This is a genomic window from Paraburkholderia sp. RL18-085-BIA-A, assembly GCF_046027075.1.
GTDB lineage: Bacteria > Pseudomonadota > Gammaproteobacteria > Burkholderiales > Burkholderiaceae > Paraburkholderia.
The window spans coordinates 91,488-108,996 of the sequence record NZ_JARESU010000016.1 but is presented as its reverse complement, the minus strand read 5'-3'; the positions used below and the strand labels follow the sequence as shown (position 1 = coordinate 108,996).

The window sequence follows — 17,509 nt, the reverse complement described above, 5'->3', positions numbered from 1 at the left end:
GCTGGGTCTCCTTGCGGGGGACGGACTAAAGACTGTACCCGCTCGCAGGAGCCGTGCCAAGACGCAAGCGCCTCGGGCAGAAGATGAGCGGCGCACGGCGGCGGGCGCCGGCCAGCCCCGGCAGGGCGGCTCAGACCTGCCGCAGACCCGCCAGGTCGACGATCCGGATGTGCTTACCCTGTGTGTCGATCAGGCCGCGCTTTTGAAATCTTGACAGGGTGCGGCTGACGGTTTCGAGCGTCATGCCGAGGTAACTGCCCATGTCCTCACGCGTCATGCGCAGATTGAATTCCGCCGAAGAGTAGCCGCGCTGCGCGTTGCGCTCCGACACATCCAGCAGAAACGCGGCGACCCGTTCGTCCGCGGAAAGCGAGCCGAGCATCATCATCTGCGCGGCCTCGCGAACGATCTGCGAGCCGAGCAGTTTATGCATGCGCTCCTGCATCGAGCTGATTTCGCGGCACAGCAGCTTGAGCGCGCTGTAGGGGACGATGCAGACGGTGCTGTCTTCGAGGGCGACGGCGCTGCATGCATGCACGTCCTCGCTGATGCCGTCGAGGCCGAGCGCTTCGCCGGCGAGCCGCAGCCCGGTGACCTGCTCGCGGCGGTCGCGGTGCGCCATCACGGTTTTCATCGAACCGGAGCGCACGGCGTAAATGCTGTCGAAACGGTCGCCGCTGCGATACAGCGCTTCGCCGCGCTGAACTGAGCGCGCCGAGCAGATGAGCGTCTCCAGTTTCGAGAGTTCATCGGACGACAGGCCTTGCGGCATACAGAGCTGCCGCATCGAACAGCTCGAGCAGCGCGCCCTGGTGCGCGCGGTTGCCCGCACCGGAGCCGCCCGGCGGCGGCCGCGCGCCGAGGGCAAACCTGCGGCGGAATTGTCAGTGCCGGTGGAGCGCGTAACAGCGGAAGGATTGAGCATGTTCTGCAAGTGAATGTCGGAGTATTGGCGGATTGTCCCACCCGCCACACCAGGCGTTCGGCGACAAAGTGACTCGTTGCGCCGGCTAGGGAACTTGAGCGATATCGCGCGCTCGCGGGTGAACCGGGTTATGGACTGCTATGCATCTCACGAACCGCGGTGCAATGCGCACTGCCGCTCGACACGGCGAATGACAGGTGCCACGCGAGCCGCCGCCGGATCAGGCCGGTTCCTTGTCCTGACCGGCCGCGGATGGAATCAGCAACACGGGTAGGCTCGCCTGGCGCACGCAGCGCTCGGCGACACTGCCGAGAATCAACCGCTGGAAACCGCGTCGGCCGTGCGTGCCCATCACCAGCAGGTCGGCATTGAATTCGGCGGCGGCGTGCAGCACGATCTCCGACACGTCGCCGAGCGACGACGCCTCGCTCACGGCGGGGTCTCCCTTCACACCTTGTTCGGCCATGGTCTTGGCGAATTCCGCGCGCAGTTCCTTGCCTTCTTCGATCAGACGGTTGCGCAGAATGGACGGGTCGTAGCCCGGCGCTTCGAAATACATCGGCGTGTTCTCGACGACGTAGAACGGCCGCAGAACAGCGCCGCTGGATTTGGCGAGCTCGAGCGCTGCTTCGAATGCACGGCGGGAGGTATTGCTGCCGTCGACCGCTACAAGGATGCGTGTGTACATATCGGCTCCGCGTCTGAAAAATCCGTTTGCCGCAGCCGTTCTTCACGGCGAGGCTCATTGATCTTTTATACCAACGAAGCTTAGATGATCGCTGAAAAAGATGCACTCAACCAGGATGTAAATCAAATACTTGTCAAATTTTCGTCGTTGGCGCTTCGGCGGCGAGGCCTGATCGGGCGGGCGTCGGCGCGCTTCGCATCAATCGGAACGCATATTCGCGAAGGAGTGCCAGCCAAGGTTGGCCTTACAATCAGGCCATATTCAGACAAGCTGCTTCAGCCCCGCTGATGACCGAACGCAAAACCACGGGCCTGCCCGAGAAGATTTACGGCGACATCCTCAATCGCATTCTTGAGGGCGAGTACAAGGAAGGCGAGCGCTTGCCGACCGAACACGCGCTGGCCGAACGCTTCGCCACGTCGCGGCCGACCGTGCGCGAAGCGTTGGCGCGCCTGCGGGCGGACGGCATCATCACGACGCGGCACGGCTCGGGCACCACGGTCGCTCGGCGGCCCGATCCGGACGTGCGCCGCTTCGCGCCGCTGGAAACGCTGTCCGATATTCGCCGCTGTTATGAGTTTCGGATCATCACCGAGGCCGGCGCGGCCGAGCAGGCGGCGCTCAAAGCCGATTCCGACGACATCGCCGCGATTCAGCATGCCTGGGATGAACTGGAGCGCGTCATCGAAACGCGGGGCATCGGCGCGCAAGACGACTTCATGTTCCATCTGGCGGTGGCGCGCGCGTCGAAGAACCCCTTTTTCATCACGGTCATGTCGTTCATCGAGGAGCAGATCCTGTTCAGCATGAACCTGTCGCGCAATCTGTCGCTCGTCAAGACGGTGGAGCGGCAGCGACTCGTACAGGCCGAGCATATGGCAGTGCTCGACGCGATTCGTCGCAAGGACGCCACAGGCGCCGCAACGGCGATGCGGGTCCACCTGCAGAATGCGCTGGAGCGGATGTTCGGCTCCTGAGTTTTCGCGCATCGATCCAACCGGGTCATCGGAAAAGCCGGCGCTGCGCCGGCAGCCTAGGCAGCCACTGCGATCGGCCCGAACAGGGCCGTGAGCGTCTTGGGACTCACCGCGACATTCAGCGCGACCGCCCGCTCGACGCCGATCTGCACCGGCGCCCCGAGCCGGCTAATGTCGATGCCGGTTCTGCGCAGCAGCCGTTCGATTGGCGTCGTGGTCACGGTGACGTAGCGCGTGATGCCCATCCGCTGCGCGAATTTCATGACTTCCTGGATAGCCTGAATCGTCAGGTCCGTGAAGCCAAACGACTGTTCTTCGCCACCGGTTTCGATGGCAAACCGGCTCAACTCCCAGATCTCCCGTCCGACCGGCGCCTGCGCACCGTGCAGCAGTTGGGGGAAGGTGTCTTTCAGCATATTGGGGCCTTCTGTCGGCATCATGCGCCAGCAGCCGCGCAACTTGCCGCCATCTGCATGAATCAGCATGTAGTGCGGGCCGAGGGCGTCGTACCCGTCGATCTCCATGCCCGCGATAGTCGGGATGTCCCATCCGAGCCGGCCGTGAAACACCCGGGCCCGCAGGCGATACATCTCGTTGATGTCCGCGTTGTCAAATTCTTGCCGCATTCCGATCCGGATGGCTGTTTGCATGACGTTCTCCTGAACGTGTTGGGATACCAATACGCTGGAAAACTTATGCATTTTGAATTGTTACGCCACCTACCTACCTGGATAGGTGTGCATGCTTATCGGGTCACGCAGAATTCGAGACACGTATCCGCACTCAACCGACAGGGCATCCAAATGGAACTTCTCGAAAATCACTGGCAACCGCAACCCGGTCTTCAGGCGCGTCCGGCGGAGGTTTCTTCGGCGGTGGATCGTGTACTGATCATTGCTTACCGCAAGAAGAAAAAAGAGAGCCAGCGCCGCTTCTGGGCACGCTTTGGCGTTACGCAGTCGCGCGGCAGCCGGTTTGAATCGGGTGCGGAAATCCCGGCGCCGGTCTCGATCCTGCTGGGCCTGTACTTCACCAAGACCGTTTCGGACGCCGATCTGGGCCGCGCCGAGCGGGTGCTGTACAGCCGCGACGCCGCTGCGTTGCTCAACCCGGGTCAATAAGCCCGAGTTGCGCCGCAATCACGGCAGCCGCACGCCGCGAATTCACACCGAATTTCGTCCTGATGTTTTTCATATGGAAGTTCACCACGGCTTCCGAACAGTTCAGGATATGGGATATTTCCCAGGTGGATTTGCCGCGTGCGGTCCATTTGAGGCACTCTCGTTCGCGCGGCGTGAGCTTGGGCAATAAGGTCTGAGCGTGCGTCTCCAGATGGCGCTGGCTGGTATCGATCACCAGGTCGCGCAATAACACCAGATTCGGCAGTGCCGCGTTGACATGGCGCTGAAATTCGTCGGTCGAACTGCTGTCATTGACAAAGCACATCATGCCGGCTTCCTGGTTCGGTCCATGGATCGGTATTGTTACCCCGGCGCGCAACCCGTATGAGCAGGCTTCCTCGTACATGGATCGCTGCGCGGTGGTCGCGAAAATTCCGGGCGACCAGATCAGCGGTGCGGCGCGTGTCATGCAATGCTCGACGGTCGGGTCGATATGAGCCAGCCCCTCTTTGTCATACGTCTGGCGCCATGCCGCCGCGTAGGTGCTGCGTATGTATGCATCTTCCAGGCGCATGGTGGGGCGCGGCAACATGGCGATCAAAAGCCTGTCGAAGCCCCACGTCTCGGCGAGCCTTGCGATTGCACCGAACCATTCCGCCTCATCGGCGGCGTCCAGTAGCGGTGCCATCTGCTCGATAAAATGTAGCGACAATTTCTTAACTCTCTCAGGCTCGCAAACATCCTGTTGCGGTTAATTGCGGCACGGCATGCCGTGCCGCTGCTTTTGTGTCGACAATCTAACACTAAATTTATTCCACAGCGCCGGCAGCGCTTCCGGATAAGAGCCGCTGCAGCGGGGGTTCCACGAGCAAATCAACACGTCGCTATTCGAATCCGCTTTTTAGCCTGATTAAGTTTCGCGGATCATGAAATTGTAATTCCCCTGCGGCAGTCATTTTGATGCCTTTCGTTCCCAATATTATTATCGATCAATTTTAATTAACCGCTACTAGCCAATTGTCGGACACAACCGCACTAATTTGCCAGAGCGCCTGCGGCTGCCCACAATGCGGCAACGTCGGGGCGCTGCGCTTGGGCCCTATTGTCGTGCAGAACAACCGCCCCGCAGTTCGCTATCTTCGCAAATTTCGATGGCAGATCCGCTACGCCAGCCGTGATCCAAGTTGTTTGACAACATTGCGAAACCGATGCTACCGTGAATGCCTCCATCCCGCTGGAGGCTTGAGGCGTCATGAACGAATCCCCGCTCCACAGTGGCGAGCTCGCCGCGTCGGTCATGGCGGTGCCACCATTGGCGCGACGCGCCGACTATACGCTCGACCCCGCCGGAAATCGCGCGCTAATCCGCCATATTGAAGCCGGCGGCGTGCGCACGCTGCTCTATGGCGGCAATGCGAACCTCTATCACATCGCGGTCAGCGAATACCGCGATTTGCTGGACCTGCTGGCCGAGGCCGCGAGCCCCGTCACGCGCGTGATCCCGGCCATCGGTCCCGACTACGGGAAGATGCTCGATCAGGCGCGCATCCTCGCGCAAACCCACTATCGGACGGCCATGGTGCTGCCGCTCGGCGGCTTCACGACTTCCGGGGGTGTCGAGACGGGGCTCACGCGCATCGCCGACACAGCGGGCATGCCGCTGACGCTGTATATCAAGAGCGAAAACTACGTGGAAGTGGACGCCCTCGCGCGGCTGATCGAGCGAGGCACGCTGCTCGCCGTCAAATATGCGATCGTGCGCGACAACCCCGCGGACGATCCGTATCTGCGCCGGCTTCTGCAGCACGTGCCGGCCGGCCAGGTCGTGTCGGGCATGGGCGAGCGGCCGGCGCTCGTGCATCTGCGCGAGTTCGGCCTCGCGGCATGGACCACGGGCTCGGGCTGCATCGCGCCGCGTATGGTGATGGCGTTGCTGCAAGCGGCCAAAAGTGGCGATCGCGAGACCGCGCAACGTCTGTACGAGGCATTCATGCCGCTCGAAACCCTGCGCGACGAAATCTCGCTGATCAGCGTGCTGCACGACGCGGTCAGCTTCACGCAGATCGCCGACATGGGCCCGCTTTTGCCGTTGCTCAGTTCGACGCCGCCCGAACATCATGCGAAGATCGGCCAGGCCGCGCGAGCGTTGCTAGGACAGGAGCGCGAGTTCGCGCACACCAGCCCGTAAATTTCCCGACCCAAAGCACCAAGCACCAGCATGACTGACAACAGCCGACGCTATCCCGACCCTTCCATCCGCACATTCGATCCGCGCTTCAAGTCGCTGATCCTCGCCTCCGCCTCCGTCGAGTGTCTGTATCAGGGCACGCGCTGGTCGGAAGGGCCGGTCTGGTTCGGCGACGGCCGCTATCTGCTGTGGAGCGACATCCCCAACGACCGCATCCTGCGCTGGGACGAACCGAGCGGCACGGTCAGCGTGTTCCGGCAGTCATCGAACAATGCGAACGGCAATACGCGCGACCGCCAGGGCCGCCTCGTCAGTTGCGAGCACCTCACGCGCCGTGTGACGCGCACCGAATACGACGGCTCGATCACCGTGCTTGCCGACCGTTATCGCGGCAAGCGTTTCAATTCGCCGAACGACGTGATCGTCAAATCGGACGGCTCGATCTGGTTCACCGATCCCACCTTCGGTATCGACGGTTTCTACGAAGGCGAGCAGCAGGAGTCGGAGCTGCCAGCGTGCGTGTATCGCATCGACGGGCAATCCGGCGAAGTGTCGATGGTCGCCGACAACGTGCTCGGCCCGAACGGCCTCGCGTTTTCGCCGGACGAGTCGGTGTTGTACATCGTCGAATCGCGCGGCGAGCCGCGTAAGATTCGCGCATTCGATGTCGATGCCAATGGCGCCACGCTGTCGAACAACCGTGTGCTGATCGACGCGGGCCCAGGCACGCCGGACGGCTTTCGTGTCGACGTGCACGGCAACTTGTGGTGCGGCTGGGGCATGGGCACCGACGAACTCGACGGCGTGCGTGTGTTCACGGCGCAAGGTGAGCCGCTTGGCCACATCGCATTACCGGAGCGCTGCGCAAACGTGTGCTTCGGCGGACGCCATCGCAATCGCCTCTTCATGGCGGCGAGCCACGGGCTGTATTCGCTGTACGTGAACACGCAGGGCCTGCAGGGAGGCTGATCGCAAGCGCAGGCACAACGCGTTCGGAGCTTGCCTGACAACGCGCGCGGCGGCCTCGCCAGATGCTCCGGGTTTGCCCTTGGATATCGCGCAAAAACCATTGCACGACAAGGATTCCCCGCAAAAAGCGGCCGATTCTTCGAGCCGTATGCCGTCGAGAGTATTTGCTTGACATCGGCTGTTCCGCTTCGCTATGTTCCGTTGGTAGAGAGACACCGCCCGCAGCGCATCTGACAGGCGGACTTCCATACCAAGAAGCGAGGAGACGCAATGACTGTTTCACGCAGGTTGTCGCTCAAGCTGGTGTCAGTATGTCTCGCGGCAAGCGCCGCTTTCGCATCCGCCGCGCACGCGGCCGATCCGGTCACCATCAATATCGTCGACGTGGCCGGCGATCTCCAACTCACGCAAAAGGGCTTCGAGGCCTTCAAGGCGAAGTATCCAAACCTCGTCGCCAATCTCACGTTCACGAACGCACCCGCTCCGCAGTTGCCCGGCAAGATCAAGGCGATGCAGGGCGCGGGCCGCTCCGACATCGACCTCGTGCTGACCGGCACTGACGCGCTGGCCGCCGGTATCGAACAGAACCTGTGGATCAAGCTGCTGCCCGACAACGCGGCGCAGTTCCCCGGCGTGCTCGACAAATACGCGCCGGGTCCGCGCAAGATGCAGGACCTCGCGCAAGGCTACGGTCTCGAAGTCGCGTATATGCCGGCCGGTCCGCTGCTCGAATTCAACCCTGCCAAAGTCAGCGATCCGCCGAAGACACCGGAGCAGCTATTGCAATGGTGCAAGGCGCATCCGGACAAGCTGATCTACGCGCGGCCGGCGAACTCCGGTCCGGGCCGCACGTTCCTGATGGGCCTGCCCTATGTGCTCGGCGACAAGGACCCGCAGGACCCGATCCACGGCTGGGACAAGACGTGGGCCTTCCTCAAGCAGCTGAACGATTGCATTCCTTATTATCCTGGCGGCACGTCGGCGGTGATGAAGGAACTCGGCGAGGGCACGCGCGACATGACCGTGACGGTGACGGGCTGGGACATCAATCCGCGTGCGCTCGGCATCGTGCCGGCTGAATTCCGTGTGCAGGCATTCGACAACATGACATGGGTGAACGATGCGCACTACATGGTGATTCCGAAGGGCGTGCCGAAGGAAAAGCTCGACGTGCTCTACAAGATGATGAACTTCATGCTCGAACCGGCGCAGCAGGCCATGACCTATGACGACGGTTATTTCTATCCCGGCCCCGCGATCAAGGGCGTGAGCGTCGAGCAGGCGCCCGCGCACAGCCAGGACGTGCTGAAGAAGTACGGCCGCCCGGAATACGCGAAGCTGCTGGCCGATCGTCCGCATGTGTTGCCGTTGAATGCGTCCGCGATGGTTGCGGCCTTCAAGAAGTGGGACACCGAGGTCGGCGCACAGAAGACCAAATAGTCCGTGCCTCATCGATGCATGCCGTCGCGATTCACGCGTGACACGTCGACCGGGCGCGAGGCACGTCGACGCGTTGCGCGTATCAGGAAACCGCCATGAAGCATCACTTTGAGCAGTTGCGGCTCGATTCGGTGAGCCGCAGTTTCACGAATGCGCAAGGCCACGCGATCGCGGCGCTACAGGAACTCGATCTGACGATCCAGCGCGGCGAGTTCATCGCGTTGCTCGGGCCTTCCGGTTGCGGCAAATCGACGGCGCTCAATTGCATCGCCGGCTTGCAGCCATTGAGCGGCGGCGGCATCTGGCTCGACGACAAACGCATCGACGTGCTGCCGCCGGAAAAGCGCGGCTTCGGCATGGTGTTTCAGAACTACGCGCTGTTTCCGCATATGAGCGTGCTCGATAACGTCGGCTTCGGGCTGAAGATGCGCGGCGTCGGCAAAAGCGAAGCGACGCGCCGCGTGCTCGAAGCGTTGCAGCTCGTGCAACTGGTCGGGCATGAGCACAAGCTGCCCGGCCAACTGTCTGGCGGTCAGCAACAGCGCGTGGCGATTGCGCGCGCAATCGTGATCGAGCCGCCGCTGATTCTGATGGACGAACCGCTATCCAATCTCGATACCAAATTGCGCATCGAAATGCGCGCGGAAATTCGCCGCATCCATAGCCAGCTCGAACGCGCGACGCTCTACGTGACGCACGATCAGGACGAAGCGCTGTCGATGGCGGACCGCATCGTCGTGATGAGAGAGGGCGTGGTGCAGCAGGTCGCGTCGCCCAAAGAGGTCTATACGCGGCCGCACAACCTGCATGTCGCGCGGTTCATGGGTTATCGGAACGTGGCCGAATTCACGCTCGAAGGGACCGAGGGCGAAGGCGTGGCGGTGAGCGCGAATGGCGTGCGTCTGATCGGTACGCCGATGGCGGGCTTTAACAGCAAACGCGTCAGCGTCGCGCTGCGTCCCGAGGACATGGAGCGCACCGCGCCAGGCACGGACAACGCGTTCGACGCGCTGGTCGACGCGGTCGAATACGGCGGCCACGATTCGCTGCTGCGCGTGCAGACCGCCTTTGGCAGCGTGTGGGCGCGCAGCGTCGGCGAATTCACGCAGGGCGAGCGCATCAGTCTGCGCGTGCCGCCGTCGCGCGTGCTCGTCTACGACGCCGAGGCTGTATGAACACGCCCACGCTGTCGTCGCCCGGCTCGCCGCCGCTCGTGCCGCGCAACGCCAAGGCGTGGCTGGTCGCGCCGGCGTTGCTGTTCATCGCCGCGACGTTCATCTATCCGTTCGCGTACGGTCTCGCGCTGTCGTTCCGGCCGATGAACGGCGGCGGCCTGTGGGCCAACTATCTGACGTTCTTCACCGACACGTCGATGTGGCCGACGATTCTCGTCACCCTGAAGCTCGCGGTGCCCGCGACGCTGATCAACGTCGGCGTGTCGGTGCCGGTGGCGTTCGCGTTGCGTCGCTATTCGCGCTATCAGAAGATCGTCACGACGCTGCTGGTGATTCCCGTGACGCTTGGCACGGTGCTGATCGCCGACGGCATGCTGACCTACTTCGGCCCCAACGGCTGGTTTCCGCAGGCGTTGCAGGGCTTGCATCTGTACACGCGCGAGGTGCGCCTCACGCATAACTTCTGGGGCGTGCTGATTTCGCTGATCGTGTCGGGCTTTCCGTTCGCGTTTCTGCTCACGCTGTCGTACGTGACCGGCATCGACCCGACGCTCGCGAGCGCGGCGGCGACGCTCGGCGCGAGTCCGTGGCAGCAGTTTCGCCGCATCTATTTGCCGCTGCTGGTGCCGGGGCTGACGATGGCCGCGTGCCTTTCGTTCGTGCAGGCATTCTCGGTGTTTCCGTCGGCGGTGCTGCTCGGCGCGCCCGCGGGCCCGACGCGTGTGATGTCGATCGCCGCGGCCGAAGCCGCGTTCGAAAGCTATGACTATTCGCTGGCCTCCGCGATCGCGATGGTGATGGGCTTCGTGCAATTGCTGGTGGTGGCCGCGCTGCTGGGCGCGCGCCGCTTCTTCTACAGCGGTCCCGCAACGGGAGGCAAAGGCTGATGACGAGCGAGCGTCGTGCGGCGCAGCCCGCGTGGTCCGCGGCCGCTTCGAAAGATCAGGGCGACGGCGCGCGCGAACCCGTCAAGCGCGCGACGCAGCGCGCCGGTTTGCCGGGCCGCGTGTGGCGGGTGCTGGTGTGGGCCGTGATGGTGTTCTTCCTGCTCAACGTGGTGCTGCTGATCGCCACCGTCGCGGTCAATTCGGTAGCGACGCGCTGGTTCGGCACCTTGCTGCCGCAAGCCTTCACGTTGCACTGGTATGCGCAGGCATGGAGCGATTTCCAGCTCGCGAGCGTATTGTGGGTGACCGTCGAAGTGGTCGGCGCGGTCGTGCTGCTGTCGGTGCTGCTCGGCGTGCCGGCGGCGTATGCGCTCGCCCGCGTGCAATTTCGCGGCAAGCGCATCGCGATGCTGATCTTCCTGCTGCCCTTGATGGTGCCGCCCGTCACCTACGGTATTCCGATGGCGACCGTCATGTACAAGGTCGGGCTCGCGGGCACGCTGAGCGGCGTGATTCTCGCGAACCTGGTGCCGGCGCTGCCGTTTGTGATCCTCGTGATGACGCCGTTCATCGAGCAGATTGACCCCAATCTCGAAGCGGCCGCCCGCATTTTCGGCGCCAACACGTTCCGCTATTTCCGCTACGTGCTGCTGCCCTTGCTGGTGCCCGGCATGCTCGCGGCCGGGCTGTTGGTGCTGGTGCGCACCATCGGCATGTTCGAGCTGACTTTCTTCACGGCGGGGCCCGCTACGCAAACGCTCGTGGTCGCGTTGTACTACGCTGTATTTTCAACCGGCGTGCGCGCTCCGCAATCGATCGATGCGATGGCGATGATCTACATGGCGATCACGCTGATCTGGGTGCTGATCGCGCTGCAATTCGTGAGCCCGACGCAGATCGTGTCGCGCGTGAAGGAGCAGAAGCGCTGACGCACGTCCGACGACATTCGTGGAGCCGACGTTGACGAAGAGAAAGACCCCCGAGGAGTTGCGCAGCCACCGCTGGTACGGCGTGAACGATCTGCGCTCGTTCGGCCACCGCTCGCGCACCGCGCAGATGGGCTACAACCGCGAGGAATATGCGGGCAAGCCGGTCATCGCGATTCTCAACACGTGGAGCGAGATCAACGCGTGCCACACGCATTTCAAGCAGCGCGTCGAAGAGGTGAAGCGCGGCATCTGGCAAGCCGGCGGCTTTCCGGTCGAACTGCCGGTTCAGACCCTCTCCGAGCCGTTCCAGAAGCCCACCACGATGCTGTACCGCAATTTCCTCGCGATGGAAGCCGAGGAGACGCTGCGCTCTTATCCGGCCGATGGCGTCGTGCTGATGGGCGGCTGCGACAAGACCACGCCCGCGCTGCTGATGGGCGCGATCTCGATGGACCTGCCGGCGATCTTCCTGCCCGCCGGTCCGATGCTGCGCGGCAACTGGAACGGCGTGACGCTCGGTTCCGGCTCGGACGTGTGGAAGTACTGGTCCGAACTGCGCGCGGAGACGATCACGCAGGAGGATTGGCAAGGCATCGAGGGCGGCATTGCGCGGTCGCCTGGGCACTGCATGACGATGGGCACCGCGTCGACCATGACCAGCGCAGCCGAAGCGCTCGGCTTCACGCTGCCCGGCTTCGCGTCGATTCCCGCTGCGGATTCGCGTCATGCGCAGATGGCGGTGAAGACCGGCATGCGCATCGTCGACATGGTATGGGAGGATCTCAAGCCCTCGGACCTGCTCACCGCCGGCTCGGTCGACAACGCCGTGACCACGTGCCTGGCGCTGTCCGGCTCGACCAACGCGATCGTGCACATGATCGCGCTCGCGCGCCGCGCGGGCATCGAGTTGACGCTCGATCGCTACGACGAGATCTCCCGCCGCACGCCGGTCTTGGCTAACGTGCGGCCGACCGGCGCGTATCTGATGGAGGACTTTTTCTATGCGGGCGGTTTGCGGGCGTTGCTCGCCGAACTGGGCGAGCTGATCGACCGTTCGCAGAAAACCGTCAATGGCCGCACGCTCGGCGAGAACCTCGAAGGCGCGCGGATTTTCAACGACGAAGTGATTCGCCGCCTGGACAAGCCGCTGTTGCCGAATAGCGGGCTCGCGGTGCTGCGCGGCAATATTGCGCCCGACGGCGCGGTGATCAAACCCGGCGCGGCCGAGCCGCGTCTGCTCGTGCATACCGGCCGCGCGGTCGTGTTCCAGGACTACAAGGACATGGCCGCGCGCATCGACGACGAAGGGCTCGACATCGACGAGACCTGCGTGATCGTGCTACAGCATGCCGGGCCGGTTGGCGCGCCGGGCATGCCCGAATGGGGGCAATTACCGATCCCGCGCAAGTTGCTGCAAAAGGGCGTGCGCGATATGGTGCGGATCTCGGACGCACGAATGAGCGGCACGAGTTACGGCGCATGCGTGTTGCACGTCGCGCCAGAGTCGTTTGTCGGCGGGCCGTTCGCGCTGGTGCAAAGCGGCGACATGATCGAGCTGGATGTGCCGCGCCGCAGGCTCAACCTGCTGGTGTCGGATGAAGAGCTCGCGCGCCGCAAGGCGGCGTGGATCAGGCCGGCCCCGCGTTTCACGCGCGGCTACGGCGCGATGCATCAGGTGCATGTGATGCAGGCGAATCACGGCTGCGACTTCGATTTTCTGCAACGCGGCGGCGCGCATGCCACCCCGGATGCGGACAAGCCAGGCGAGCCGGAGATTCACTAAGCGAGGTTAGCCGCACGAGCTGCGACGGGTTCACCGAAGGCCGTCGTAAGGCAGAGCAGGCGTTGCGGAGCGGCTATATGCCGAGAAAGGGACACGCGATGCGGCGAGCCCGCACCGCGTGATTCCGTCAGGCCGTCATCAATACCCCACGCGATACACCCGGCCCGTCTGCGCGCCTTCCACGCTGCGTACATAAGCGAGCGCTGCGCGTTGCGCCGTCACCGGTTCGAAGCCGCGGAAGTAGGGCGCATAAGCGTCCATCGCTTCGGTGAGCACCGTCGGACTCACCACGTTGATGCGGATGCCCCGCGGCAACTCGATCGCCGCGCCGCGCACGAAACCTTCGAGCGCCATGTTGACCGTGGTCGCGCTCGCGCCGAGGCGAATCGGCTCGTCGGCGATAATCCCGCTCGTCAGCGTGAACGAACCGCCGTCGTTCACGTATTGCTGTGCGGACAGCACCACGTTGATCTGGCCCATCAGCTTGTCGCGCAGACCGACCCAGAACTGTTCGACGCTCATCTCCGGCAGCGGCCCGAAATGCACTTTGCCGGTCGCGGTGACGACGCCGTCCACTTTGCCGATCTCGCCAAAGAGCCGCTCGACGCTCGCCGGATCCGTGATGTCGGCGCGATACTGCCCACGCGTCGCGCCCACTTCGATCACTTCATGGCGCGCCCGCAACTCCGCGCTGACCGCCTGGCCCAGCGTGCCGGTGGCGCCGATCACGACGATTTTTTTCATCCGATGCTCCGTTGAGTGAGATGGGGATGCAACCTGCTTTCGACCTGCGTGCAACCGATTGTGCCGCTGTTCGTCCGCGCGAAAAAGCCCCGCCGCGACAGCGGGATTCTGCAACCCCAGTTTCCAGCGCGGAAAAGAAAGCAAGGCGCGCACCATTATTCAAACGATGCGCACCTTGATATTCATTGATTAATCGGAATAAACGGCAAATTTCAAACGCCGCCACAAACGCAACCACACCGCAAGCACGTTTATTTCACACGATGTAATTCGATCACGCGTGTGGGCCGCAAATGATTCACCGCGTAATGGATGCGCCCACGCTCTCTGTAGCTGCTGAGCGGCCGCGAGTCGTCGAACGGATGGTCGGCGGAATAGGTGGCTTGCGGTTCGACCATGCCTTTGTCGATTACCGTGTAGCCCGGCTCGAGCGCGAGCAGCAGATGGTTGCCGCCAATCCGGCTGTCGAAGCCGGCCATGCCGTCGAGCGCCTCGGGCACGCTATTGTCCAGGCTTGCGTTGCTGGTGGTGATCTCGTCCGGCGCGATCGGGCTGTGTCCCGCGATGCGCGCGGCTTCGCGGTTCTTGCCGTCGGTGTCGACGGTGCTGTCGTGCGTGCGGTCGTTGTGCATCTCCGTCGTACTCGGGCCGCGCTTGGCCGGTGGCGTCGCGGCGTCTGCCGGCTTGTCGATATCGCTGTTCATCACGCATTCTCCTTGAAGAGGACATGGTTGAAGGTCAGCAAAACCCATTCCGCCCGGCACGACCCGCTCGTCGCGGTGCGCGGGCGCGACGCCCGCAATGCGATTCATGTGACGGGCATTTCACTGGCGATTGCGTCGGGGATTCTTTTCGTTTTTTTTAATGGACGCGTATTTTCTACAGAGTATCATCTTACTCCGACGAGCGAAGCGCGGTTAAATTGACGACATGGCCCGACTAATCCGATCCTGGTCGGAAACAATGAACAACGGTCGCGCGACTCAAAACATTTTACGGGGCTGTCAGGGCGGGTGACACATGCACTTCGATGCTGCATTCACACATCGCGGCTATTTGTTGAATTGCGCGCCGGCGCGCGCGGTCGATGGCACTTGGCAACCTTATGTGGTCATCTCGCGCTCGAGCGACGGCGAACTGGTCGCCAACCGTTTCTTCCCCACCGAGTTGCGCTTCTCCGACGAAGCCACCGCCATCGCCCATGCGCGCGACTGGGCAGTGCGCTGGATCGACGCGAGTAGCGTGACCATCTGAAGAAGACACGCGGCCGAAAGGCCATGAACGCCCGAATGCAGGCGCCTCGGCGCGCACCAGCCGGCCGGGGCTCCGCGCGACGCGCGGCAAAACGCGGTAATCTCTCTGCATAATCACTTCGAACCGTGCTCGCCGCACGGCGCTGTCCTTCTATGCCTAACGTGCCTTTCCACAACTGGGGTCTCGAACAGATCGTCGCGGACCTGCGCGCATCGCGCGAACAATTGCATCGCACGCGGCATCCGCTCGGCATTCGCGAGCTGCCATCTCGCGACGCCGTGGTCGGCATCGTGAACGGTCTGCGCGCGGCATTGTTCCCCACGCATTACGGCGCCCCCGATCTGACCGACGAAACCGTCGACTATTACGTCGGCCATACACTCGAGAGCACCTTGCGCCTGCTGGCCGAGCAGATTCGCCGCGCGTTGCGCTTTCTGCCCGAGTTCGCGACCACCTCCGATGCGGAACTGAAAGAGCGCGCGTTCGACGTCGCGCGCGAATTCGGCACGCAGTTACCGGGGATTCGCGCGCTGCTGGTCAGCGACATACAGGCGGCCTTCACCGGCGACCCTGCCGCGCAGCACATCACCGAAATCCTGCTCTGCTATCCGGGCGTGTGGGCGATGACCCATCACCGGCTCGCGCACGCGTTGCATTGCCTCGGCGTGCCGTTGCTGGCGCGTTTCATCAACGAGATCGCGCACTCGGCCACCGGCATCGACATTCATCCTGGCGCGAAGATCGGGCCGAGCTTCTTTATCGACCATGGCACGGGCGTCGTGATCGGCGAGACCGCGATCATCGGCGAGCGCGTGCGCGTGTATCAGGCGGTGACGCTCGGCGCGAAGAGCTTCGCGGCGGATGGCGACGGCGCGCTGATCAAGGGCAACGCGCGTCATCCGATCGTCGAGGACGACGTGGTGATTTATGCGGGTGCGACGATACTCGGGCGCGTGACGATCGGACGCGGCTCGGTGATCGGCGGCAATGTGTGGCTCACGCATAGCGTGCCGCCGGGCAGCAGCGTGTCGCAAGGCAAGGTGCGTGAAGGCGAGCGCAACGATGACGGGCGGCATTGAGGCCCTACGTGCGTTGAGAGGGATGGGGCCGCCGCACGCTTGCGCGATGCAGCGGCGCATGGCCCTTGAAATGCAACGGGATGCACGAGGCGCGACACCTGCCGGCGCGGTAGCAGCATCAAGCTTCGTCAACCAAAGGTACAGCGCACACGTCTTCGCTTAGCGCGCATAGCGAGCCTCGCCTCGTGAGCGTAAAGCCCCACCGCAAGGCAGCCGCAACGCCCCGACGTTCACCCCGCTCGCAAATGCCGCAACACCGCGAATTCATGCGCGCCATGCCACCACACATGTTCGCCGATAAACCAGGCCGCCGCCCACGAAGCCGCTACCACGATCAGATCGCAATGGCCGCTCTTCCACAGATTCAGCGAATGCCGTCCGGCAATCCACGGCACGCCTAGCGGATTCGGCCAATCGGCGAACAGGTGCATCAACCCGCCGCACGCGAATCCGAACGCAGGCGCCGCATAGATCGAATGCCCGAGCCAGTGATAGGAGAACGCAAGGAGCGCGAGCCACCCCACGCCCCAATGCGTCAGCGTGCGATGCGTGATCCACAGACGCCGCGCGCGCGACCACCACGCGAGCTCCAGCCAGTCCGGCGCCGTGCTCCCCGCGACGCCGGCGACGAAACTCAACAACATGCCGGGCAATGAATCGCCGCCGCCGATGCGCGCGACGACTGCCGCCGCGATCACGCCGGCTGCGAAACCGGTCGCGTGATGTGCCTTGCTGGATGCCATCGAAACTCGCGACGCACTGCGTCGCTGGAAAGATAAAGGGCGGCTATGTTCGCAGATGAGCGGCTAAAAAAATAGCCGCCGCACGAGATAAAAAGTCGCGCAACGGCCCGGCTTTCACGACGCCGACGCGTGACAGAAATGTCAGGTCGCGCAGCGCGCGATGTCGACGCGCATTTCCGGTTCAGGCGGATCGTCCGGTGCGTTCGCGGGACGCATCACCTTGATGACCGAGCCCGCGTTGAGCGGCGTCAGCGTGACGAAGTACGAGTTGTTCGAGTCCGACCCGACGGCGAGTTCTGTTCCGGTGCCGACGTGCGACGTGCGCACGCGTGGCAAACGGCTTTCGAGGCAATCGGCGATATAGGCGGGAGCGCGTTGCGACGACACGTAGATCATCGGCACGGACGCGTCGCGGGTGGGGCCGCTTGAACCGCAGGCAGCGAGAGAGGCAATGACGGCAACAGCGGCAGTGATGAGGAGAAGTCTTTTCATGGTCCGATCGTCGGCGTCCCCGGTCGTGCACGGGAACTTGGGGCGCGGGCGAAGCGCAACGTCATGCTTCGCGACGAAGCAGCCGTTCGAGCGCCACGATGTGGGCAACAAGAGC

Annotated in this window: 20 protein-coding genes; 12 read left to right on the top strand and 8 right to left on the bottom strand. The window is 63.3% G+C overall.

The window, feature by feature from the left end:
• Positions 1 to 130: 130 nt before the first annotated feature.
• Positions 131 to 787 carry a helix-turn-helix domain-containing protein gene (locus P0D89_RS14220; protein WP_408358528.1) on the bottom strand — a complete coding sequence of 219 codons (657 nt, stop codon included), beginning with the start codon at positions 785 to 787 and terminating at the stop codon, positions 131 to 133.
• 358 nt (positions 788 to 1,145) lie between these two features.
• Entirely contained in the window at positions 1,146 to 1,613 is a 468-nt protein-coding gene (locus P0D89_RS14215; RefSeq protein ID WP_408358527.1) for a universal stress protein, read from the bottom strand.
• A gap of 287 nt (positions 1,614 to 1,900) precedes the next feature.
• Here P0D89_RS14215 and P0D89_RS14210 point away from each other — a divergent pair, with 287 nt between their 5' ends.
• Complete coding sequence (locus P0D89_RS14210; RefSeq protein WP_408358526.1) at positions 1,901 to 2,590, top strand: FadR/GntR family transcriptional regulator; 690 nt, start codon at positions 1,901 to 1,903, stop codon at positions 2,588 to 2,590.
• 56 nt (positions 2,591 to 2,646) lie between these two features.
• Here P0D89_RS14210 and P0D89_RS14205 read toward each other — a convergent pair whose 3' ends face one another.
• Entirely contained in the window at positions 2,647 to 3,240 is a 594-nt protein-coding gene (locus P0D89_RS14205) for an acyl-homoserine-lactone synthase (RefSeq protein WP_408358525.1), read from the bottom strand.
• 153 nt (positions 3,241 to 3,393) lie between these two features.
• Between P0D89_RS14205 and P0D89_RS14200 the strand changes: the two genes are divergently transcribed.
• The gene (locus tag P0D89_RS14200) at positions 3,394 to 3,711 is read left to right on the top strand and encodes a helix-turn-helix domain-containing protein (protein WP_408358524.1); all 318 of its coding nucleotides are present in this window, start codon (positions 3,394 to 3,396) and stop codon (positions 3,709 to 3,711) included.
• On the opposite strand, the gene P0D89_RS14195 is transcribed toward P0D89_RS14200, so the two are convergent.
• Positions 3,695 to 4,399, bottom strand: coding sequence for a helix-turn-helix transcriptional regulator (locus P0D89_RS14195; protein WP_408358523.1), 705 nt, complete (start codon positions 4,397 to 4,399; stop codon positions 3,695 to 3,697). The genes P0D89_RS14200 and P0D89_RS14195 overlap by 17 nt on opposite strands.
• Positions 4,400 to 4,963: 564 nt before the next feature.
• Here P0D89_RS14195 and P0D89_RS14190 point away from each other — a divergent pair.
• The 7 genes from P0D89_RS14190 (at position 4,964) to araD (ending at position 13,082) form a co-directional block, all read left to right on the top strand.
• On the top strand, positions 4,964 to 5,899 hold the full coding sequence (locus P0D89_RS14190; RefSeq protein WP_408358522.1) for a dihydrodipicolinate synthase family protein: 936 nt from the start codon (positions 4,964 to 4,966) through the stop codon (positions 5,897 to 5,899).
• 30 nt (positions 5,900 to 5,929) lie between these two features.
• Positions 5,930 to 6,868, top strand: coding sequence for an SMP-30/gluconolactonase/LRE family protein (locus P0D89_RS14185; protein ID WP_408358521.1), 939 nt, complete (start codon positions 5,930 to 5,932; stop codon positions 6,866 to 6,868).
• A gap of 270 nt (positions 6,869 to 7,138) precedes the next feature.
• A complete protein-coding gene (locus tag P0D89_RS14180) occupies positions 7,139 to 8,308 on the top strand; it encodes an extracellular solute-binding protein (RefSeq protein ID WP_408358520.1) in 1,170 nt (389 codons plus the stop codon).
• A gap of 95 nt (positions 8,309 to 8,403) precedes the next feature.
• On the top strand, positions 8,404 to 9,483 hold the full coding sequence (locus P0D89_RS14175; RefSeq protein ID WP_408358519.1) for an ABC transporter ATP-binding protein: 1,080 nt from the start codon (positions 8,404 to 8,406) through the stop codon (positions 9,481 to 9,483).
• A complete protein-coding gene (locus tag P0D89_RS14170) occupies positions 9,480 to 10,370 on the top strand; it encodes an ABC transporter permease (RefSeq protein WP_408358518.1) in 891 nt (296 codons plus the stop codon). Before P0D89_RS14175 ends, P0D89_RS14170 begins: the two co-directional genes overlap by 4 nt.
• Positions 10,370 to 11,299: an ABC transporter permease gene (locus tag P0D89_RS14165; protein ID WP_408358517.1), complete on the top strand. Its 930-nt coding sequence runs from the start codon at positions 10,370 to 10,372 to the stop codon at positions 11,297 to 11,299. Before P0D89_RS14170 ends, P0D89_RS14165 begins: the two co-directional genes overlap by 1 nt.
• Before the next feature lie 31 nt (positions 11,300 to 11,330).
• The gene (gene araD, locus P0D89_RS14160) at positions 11,331 to 13,082 is read left to right on the top strand and encodes an L-arabinonate dehydratase (RefSeq protein ID WP_408358516.1); all 1,752 of its coding nucleotides are present in this window, start codon (positions 11,331 to 11,333) and stop codon (positions 13,080 to 13,082) included.
• A gap of 138 nt (positions 13,083 to 13,220) precedes the next feature.
• Here araD and P0D89_RS14155 read toward each other — a convergent pair whose 3' ends face one another.
• Together P0D89_RS14155 and P0D89_RS14150 are read right to left on the bottom strand one after the other, a co-directional pair.
• Positions 13,221 to 13,826: a short chain dehydrogenase gene (locus tag P0D89_RS14155; RefSeq protein ID WP_408358515.1), complete on the bottom strand. Its 606-nt coding sequence runs from the start codon at positions 13,824 to 13,826 to the stop codon at positions 13,221 to 13,223.
• 251 nt (positions 13,827 to 14,077) lie between these two features.
• Complete coding sequence (locus P0D89_RS14150; RefSeq protein ID WP_408358514.1) at positions 14,078 to 14,530, bottom strand: DUF3005 domain-containing protein; 453 nt, start codon at positions 14,528 to 14,530, stop codon at positions 14,078 to 14,080.
• Positions 14,531 to 14,557: 27 nt separating this feature from the next.
• Here P0D89_RS14150 and P0D89_RS14145 point away from each other — a divergent pair, with 27 nt between their 5' ends.
• From P0D89_RS14145 to epsC, 3 genes are all read left to right on the top strand, one after another.
• Complete coding sequence (locus P0D89_RS14145; protein ID WP_408358513.1) at positions 14,558 to 14,752, top strand: hypothetical protein; 195 nt, start codon at positions 14,558 to 14,560, stop codon at positions 14,750 to 14,752.
• Positions 14,753 to 14,846: 94 nt separating this feature from the next.
• Positions 14,847 to 15,080: a hypothetical protein gene (locus P0D89_RS14140; protein WP_149671047.1), complete on the top strand. Its 234-nt coding sequence runs from the start codon at positions 14,847 to 14,849 to the stop codon at positions 15,078 to 15,080.
• A 152-nt stretch (positions 15,081 to 15,232) separates the two neighbouring features.
• On the top strand, positions 15,233 to 16,159 hold the full coding sequence (gene epsC, locus P0D89_RS14135; RefSeq protein WP_408358512.1) for a serine O-acetyltransferase EpsC: 927 nt from the start codon (positions 15,233 to 15,235) through the stop codon (positions 16,157 to 16,159).
• 230 nt (positions 16,160 to 16,389) lie between these two features.
• Here epsC and P0D89_RS14130 read toward each other — a convergent pair whose 3' ends face one another.
• Positions 16,390 to 16,902, bottom strand: a complete 513-nt coding sequence (locus tag P0D89_RS14130) for a metal-dependent hydrolase (protein ID WP_408358511.1) — start codon at positions 16,900 to 16,902, stop codon at positions 16,390 to 16,392.
• A gap of 141 nt (positions 16,903 to 17,043) precedes the next feature.
• Positions 17,044 to 17,394 (bottom strand): LptM family lipoprotein, encoded by a 351-nt coding sequence (locus tag P0D89_RS14125; protein WP_408358510.1) that lies wholly within the window; start codon positions 17,392 to 17,394, stop codon positions 17,044 to 17,046.
• Positions 17,395 to 17,509 lie beyond the last annotated feature (115 nt).

Excerpts from the sequence above, each read along its gene's own strand:
- P0D89_RS14175 (WP_408358519.1), top strand. The coding sequence starts at position 8,404 with ATGAAGCATCACTTTGAGCAGTTGCGGCTCGATTCGGTGAGCCGCAGT.
- P0D89_RS14130 (WP_408358511.1), bottom strand. The coding sequence starts at position 16,902 with ATGGCATCCAGCAAGGCACATCACGCGACCGGTTTCGCAGCCGGCGTG.
- P0D89_RS14170 (WP_408358518.1), top strand. The coding sequence starts at position 9,480 with ATGAACACGCCCACGCTGTCGTCGCCCGGCTCGCCGCCGCTCGTGCCG.
- P0D89_RS14205 (WP_408358525.1), bottom strand. The coding sequence starts at position 3,240 with ATGCAAACAGCCATCCGGATCGGAATGCGGCAAGAATTTGACAACGCG.
- P0D89_RS14180 (WP_408358520.1), top strand. The coding sequence starts at position 7,139 with ATGACTGTTTCACGCAGGTTGTCGCTCAAGCTGGTGTCAGTATGTCTC.
- P0D89_RS14220 (WP_408358528.1), bottom strand. The coding sequence starts at position 787 with ATGCGGCAGCTCTGTATGCCGCAAGGCCTGTCGTCCGATGAACTCTCG.
- P0D89_RS14190 (WP_408358522.1), top strand. The coding sequence starts at position 4,964 with ATGAACGAATCCCCGCTCCACAGTGGCGAGCTCGCCGCGTCGGTCATG.
- P0D89_RS14140 (WP_149671047.1), top strand. The coding sequence starts at position 14,847 with ATGCACTTCGATGCTGCATTCACACATCGCGGCTATTTGTTGAATTGC.
- P0D89_RS14200 (WP_408358524.1), top strand. The coding sequence starts at position 3,394 with ATGGAACTTCTCGAAAATCACTGGCAACCGCAACCCGGTCTTCAGGCG.
- P0D89_RS14210 (WP_408358526.1), top strand. The coding sequence starts at position 1,901 with ATGACCGAACGCAAAACCACGGGCCTGCCCGAGAAGATTTACGGCGAC.
- P0D89_RS14165 (WP_408358517.1), top strand. The coding sequence starts at position 10,370 with ATGACGAGCGAGCGTCGTGCGGCGCAGCCCGCGTGGTCCGCGGCCGCT.
- P0D89_RS14150 (WP_408358514.1), bottom strand. The coding sequence starts at position 14,530 with ATGAACAGCGATATCGACAAGCCGGCAGACGCCGCGACGCCACCGGCC.
- P0D89_RS14155 (WP_408358515.1), bottom strand. The coding sequence starts at position 13,826 with ATGAAAAAAATCGTCGTGATCGGCGCCACCGGCACGCTGGGCCAGGCG.
- P0D89_RS14185 (WP_408358521.1), top strand. The coding sequence starts at position 5,930 with ATGACTGACAACAGCCGACGCTATCCCGACCCTTCCATCCGCACATTC.
- P0D89_RS14125 (WP_408358510.1), bottom strand. The coding sequence starts at position 17,394 with ATGAAAAGACTTCTCCTCATCACTGCCGCTGTTGCCGTCATTGCCTCT.
- P0D89_RS14195 (WP_408358523.1), bottom strand. The coding sequence starts at position 4,399 with ATGGCACCGCTACTGGACGCCGCCGATGAGGCGGAATGGTTCGGTGCA.
- P0D89_RS14215 (WP_408358527.1), bottom strand. The coding sequence starts at position 1,613 with ATGTACACACGCATCCTTGTAGCGGTCGACGGCAGCAATACCTCCCGC.
- epsC (WP_408358512.1), top strand. The coding sequence starts at position 15,233 with ATGCCTAACGTGCCTTTCCACAACTGGGGTCTCGAACAGATCGTCGCG.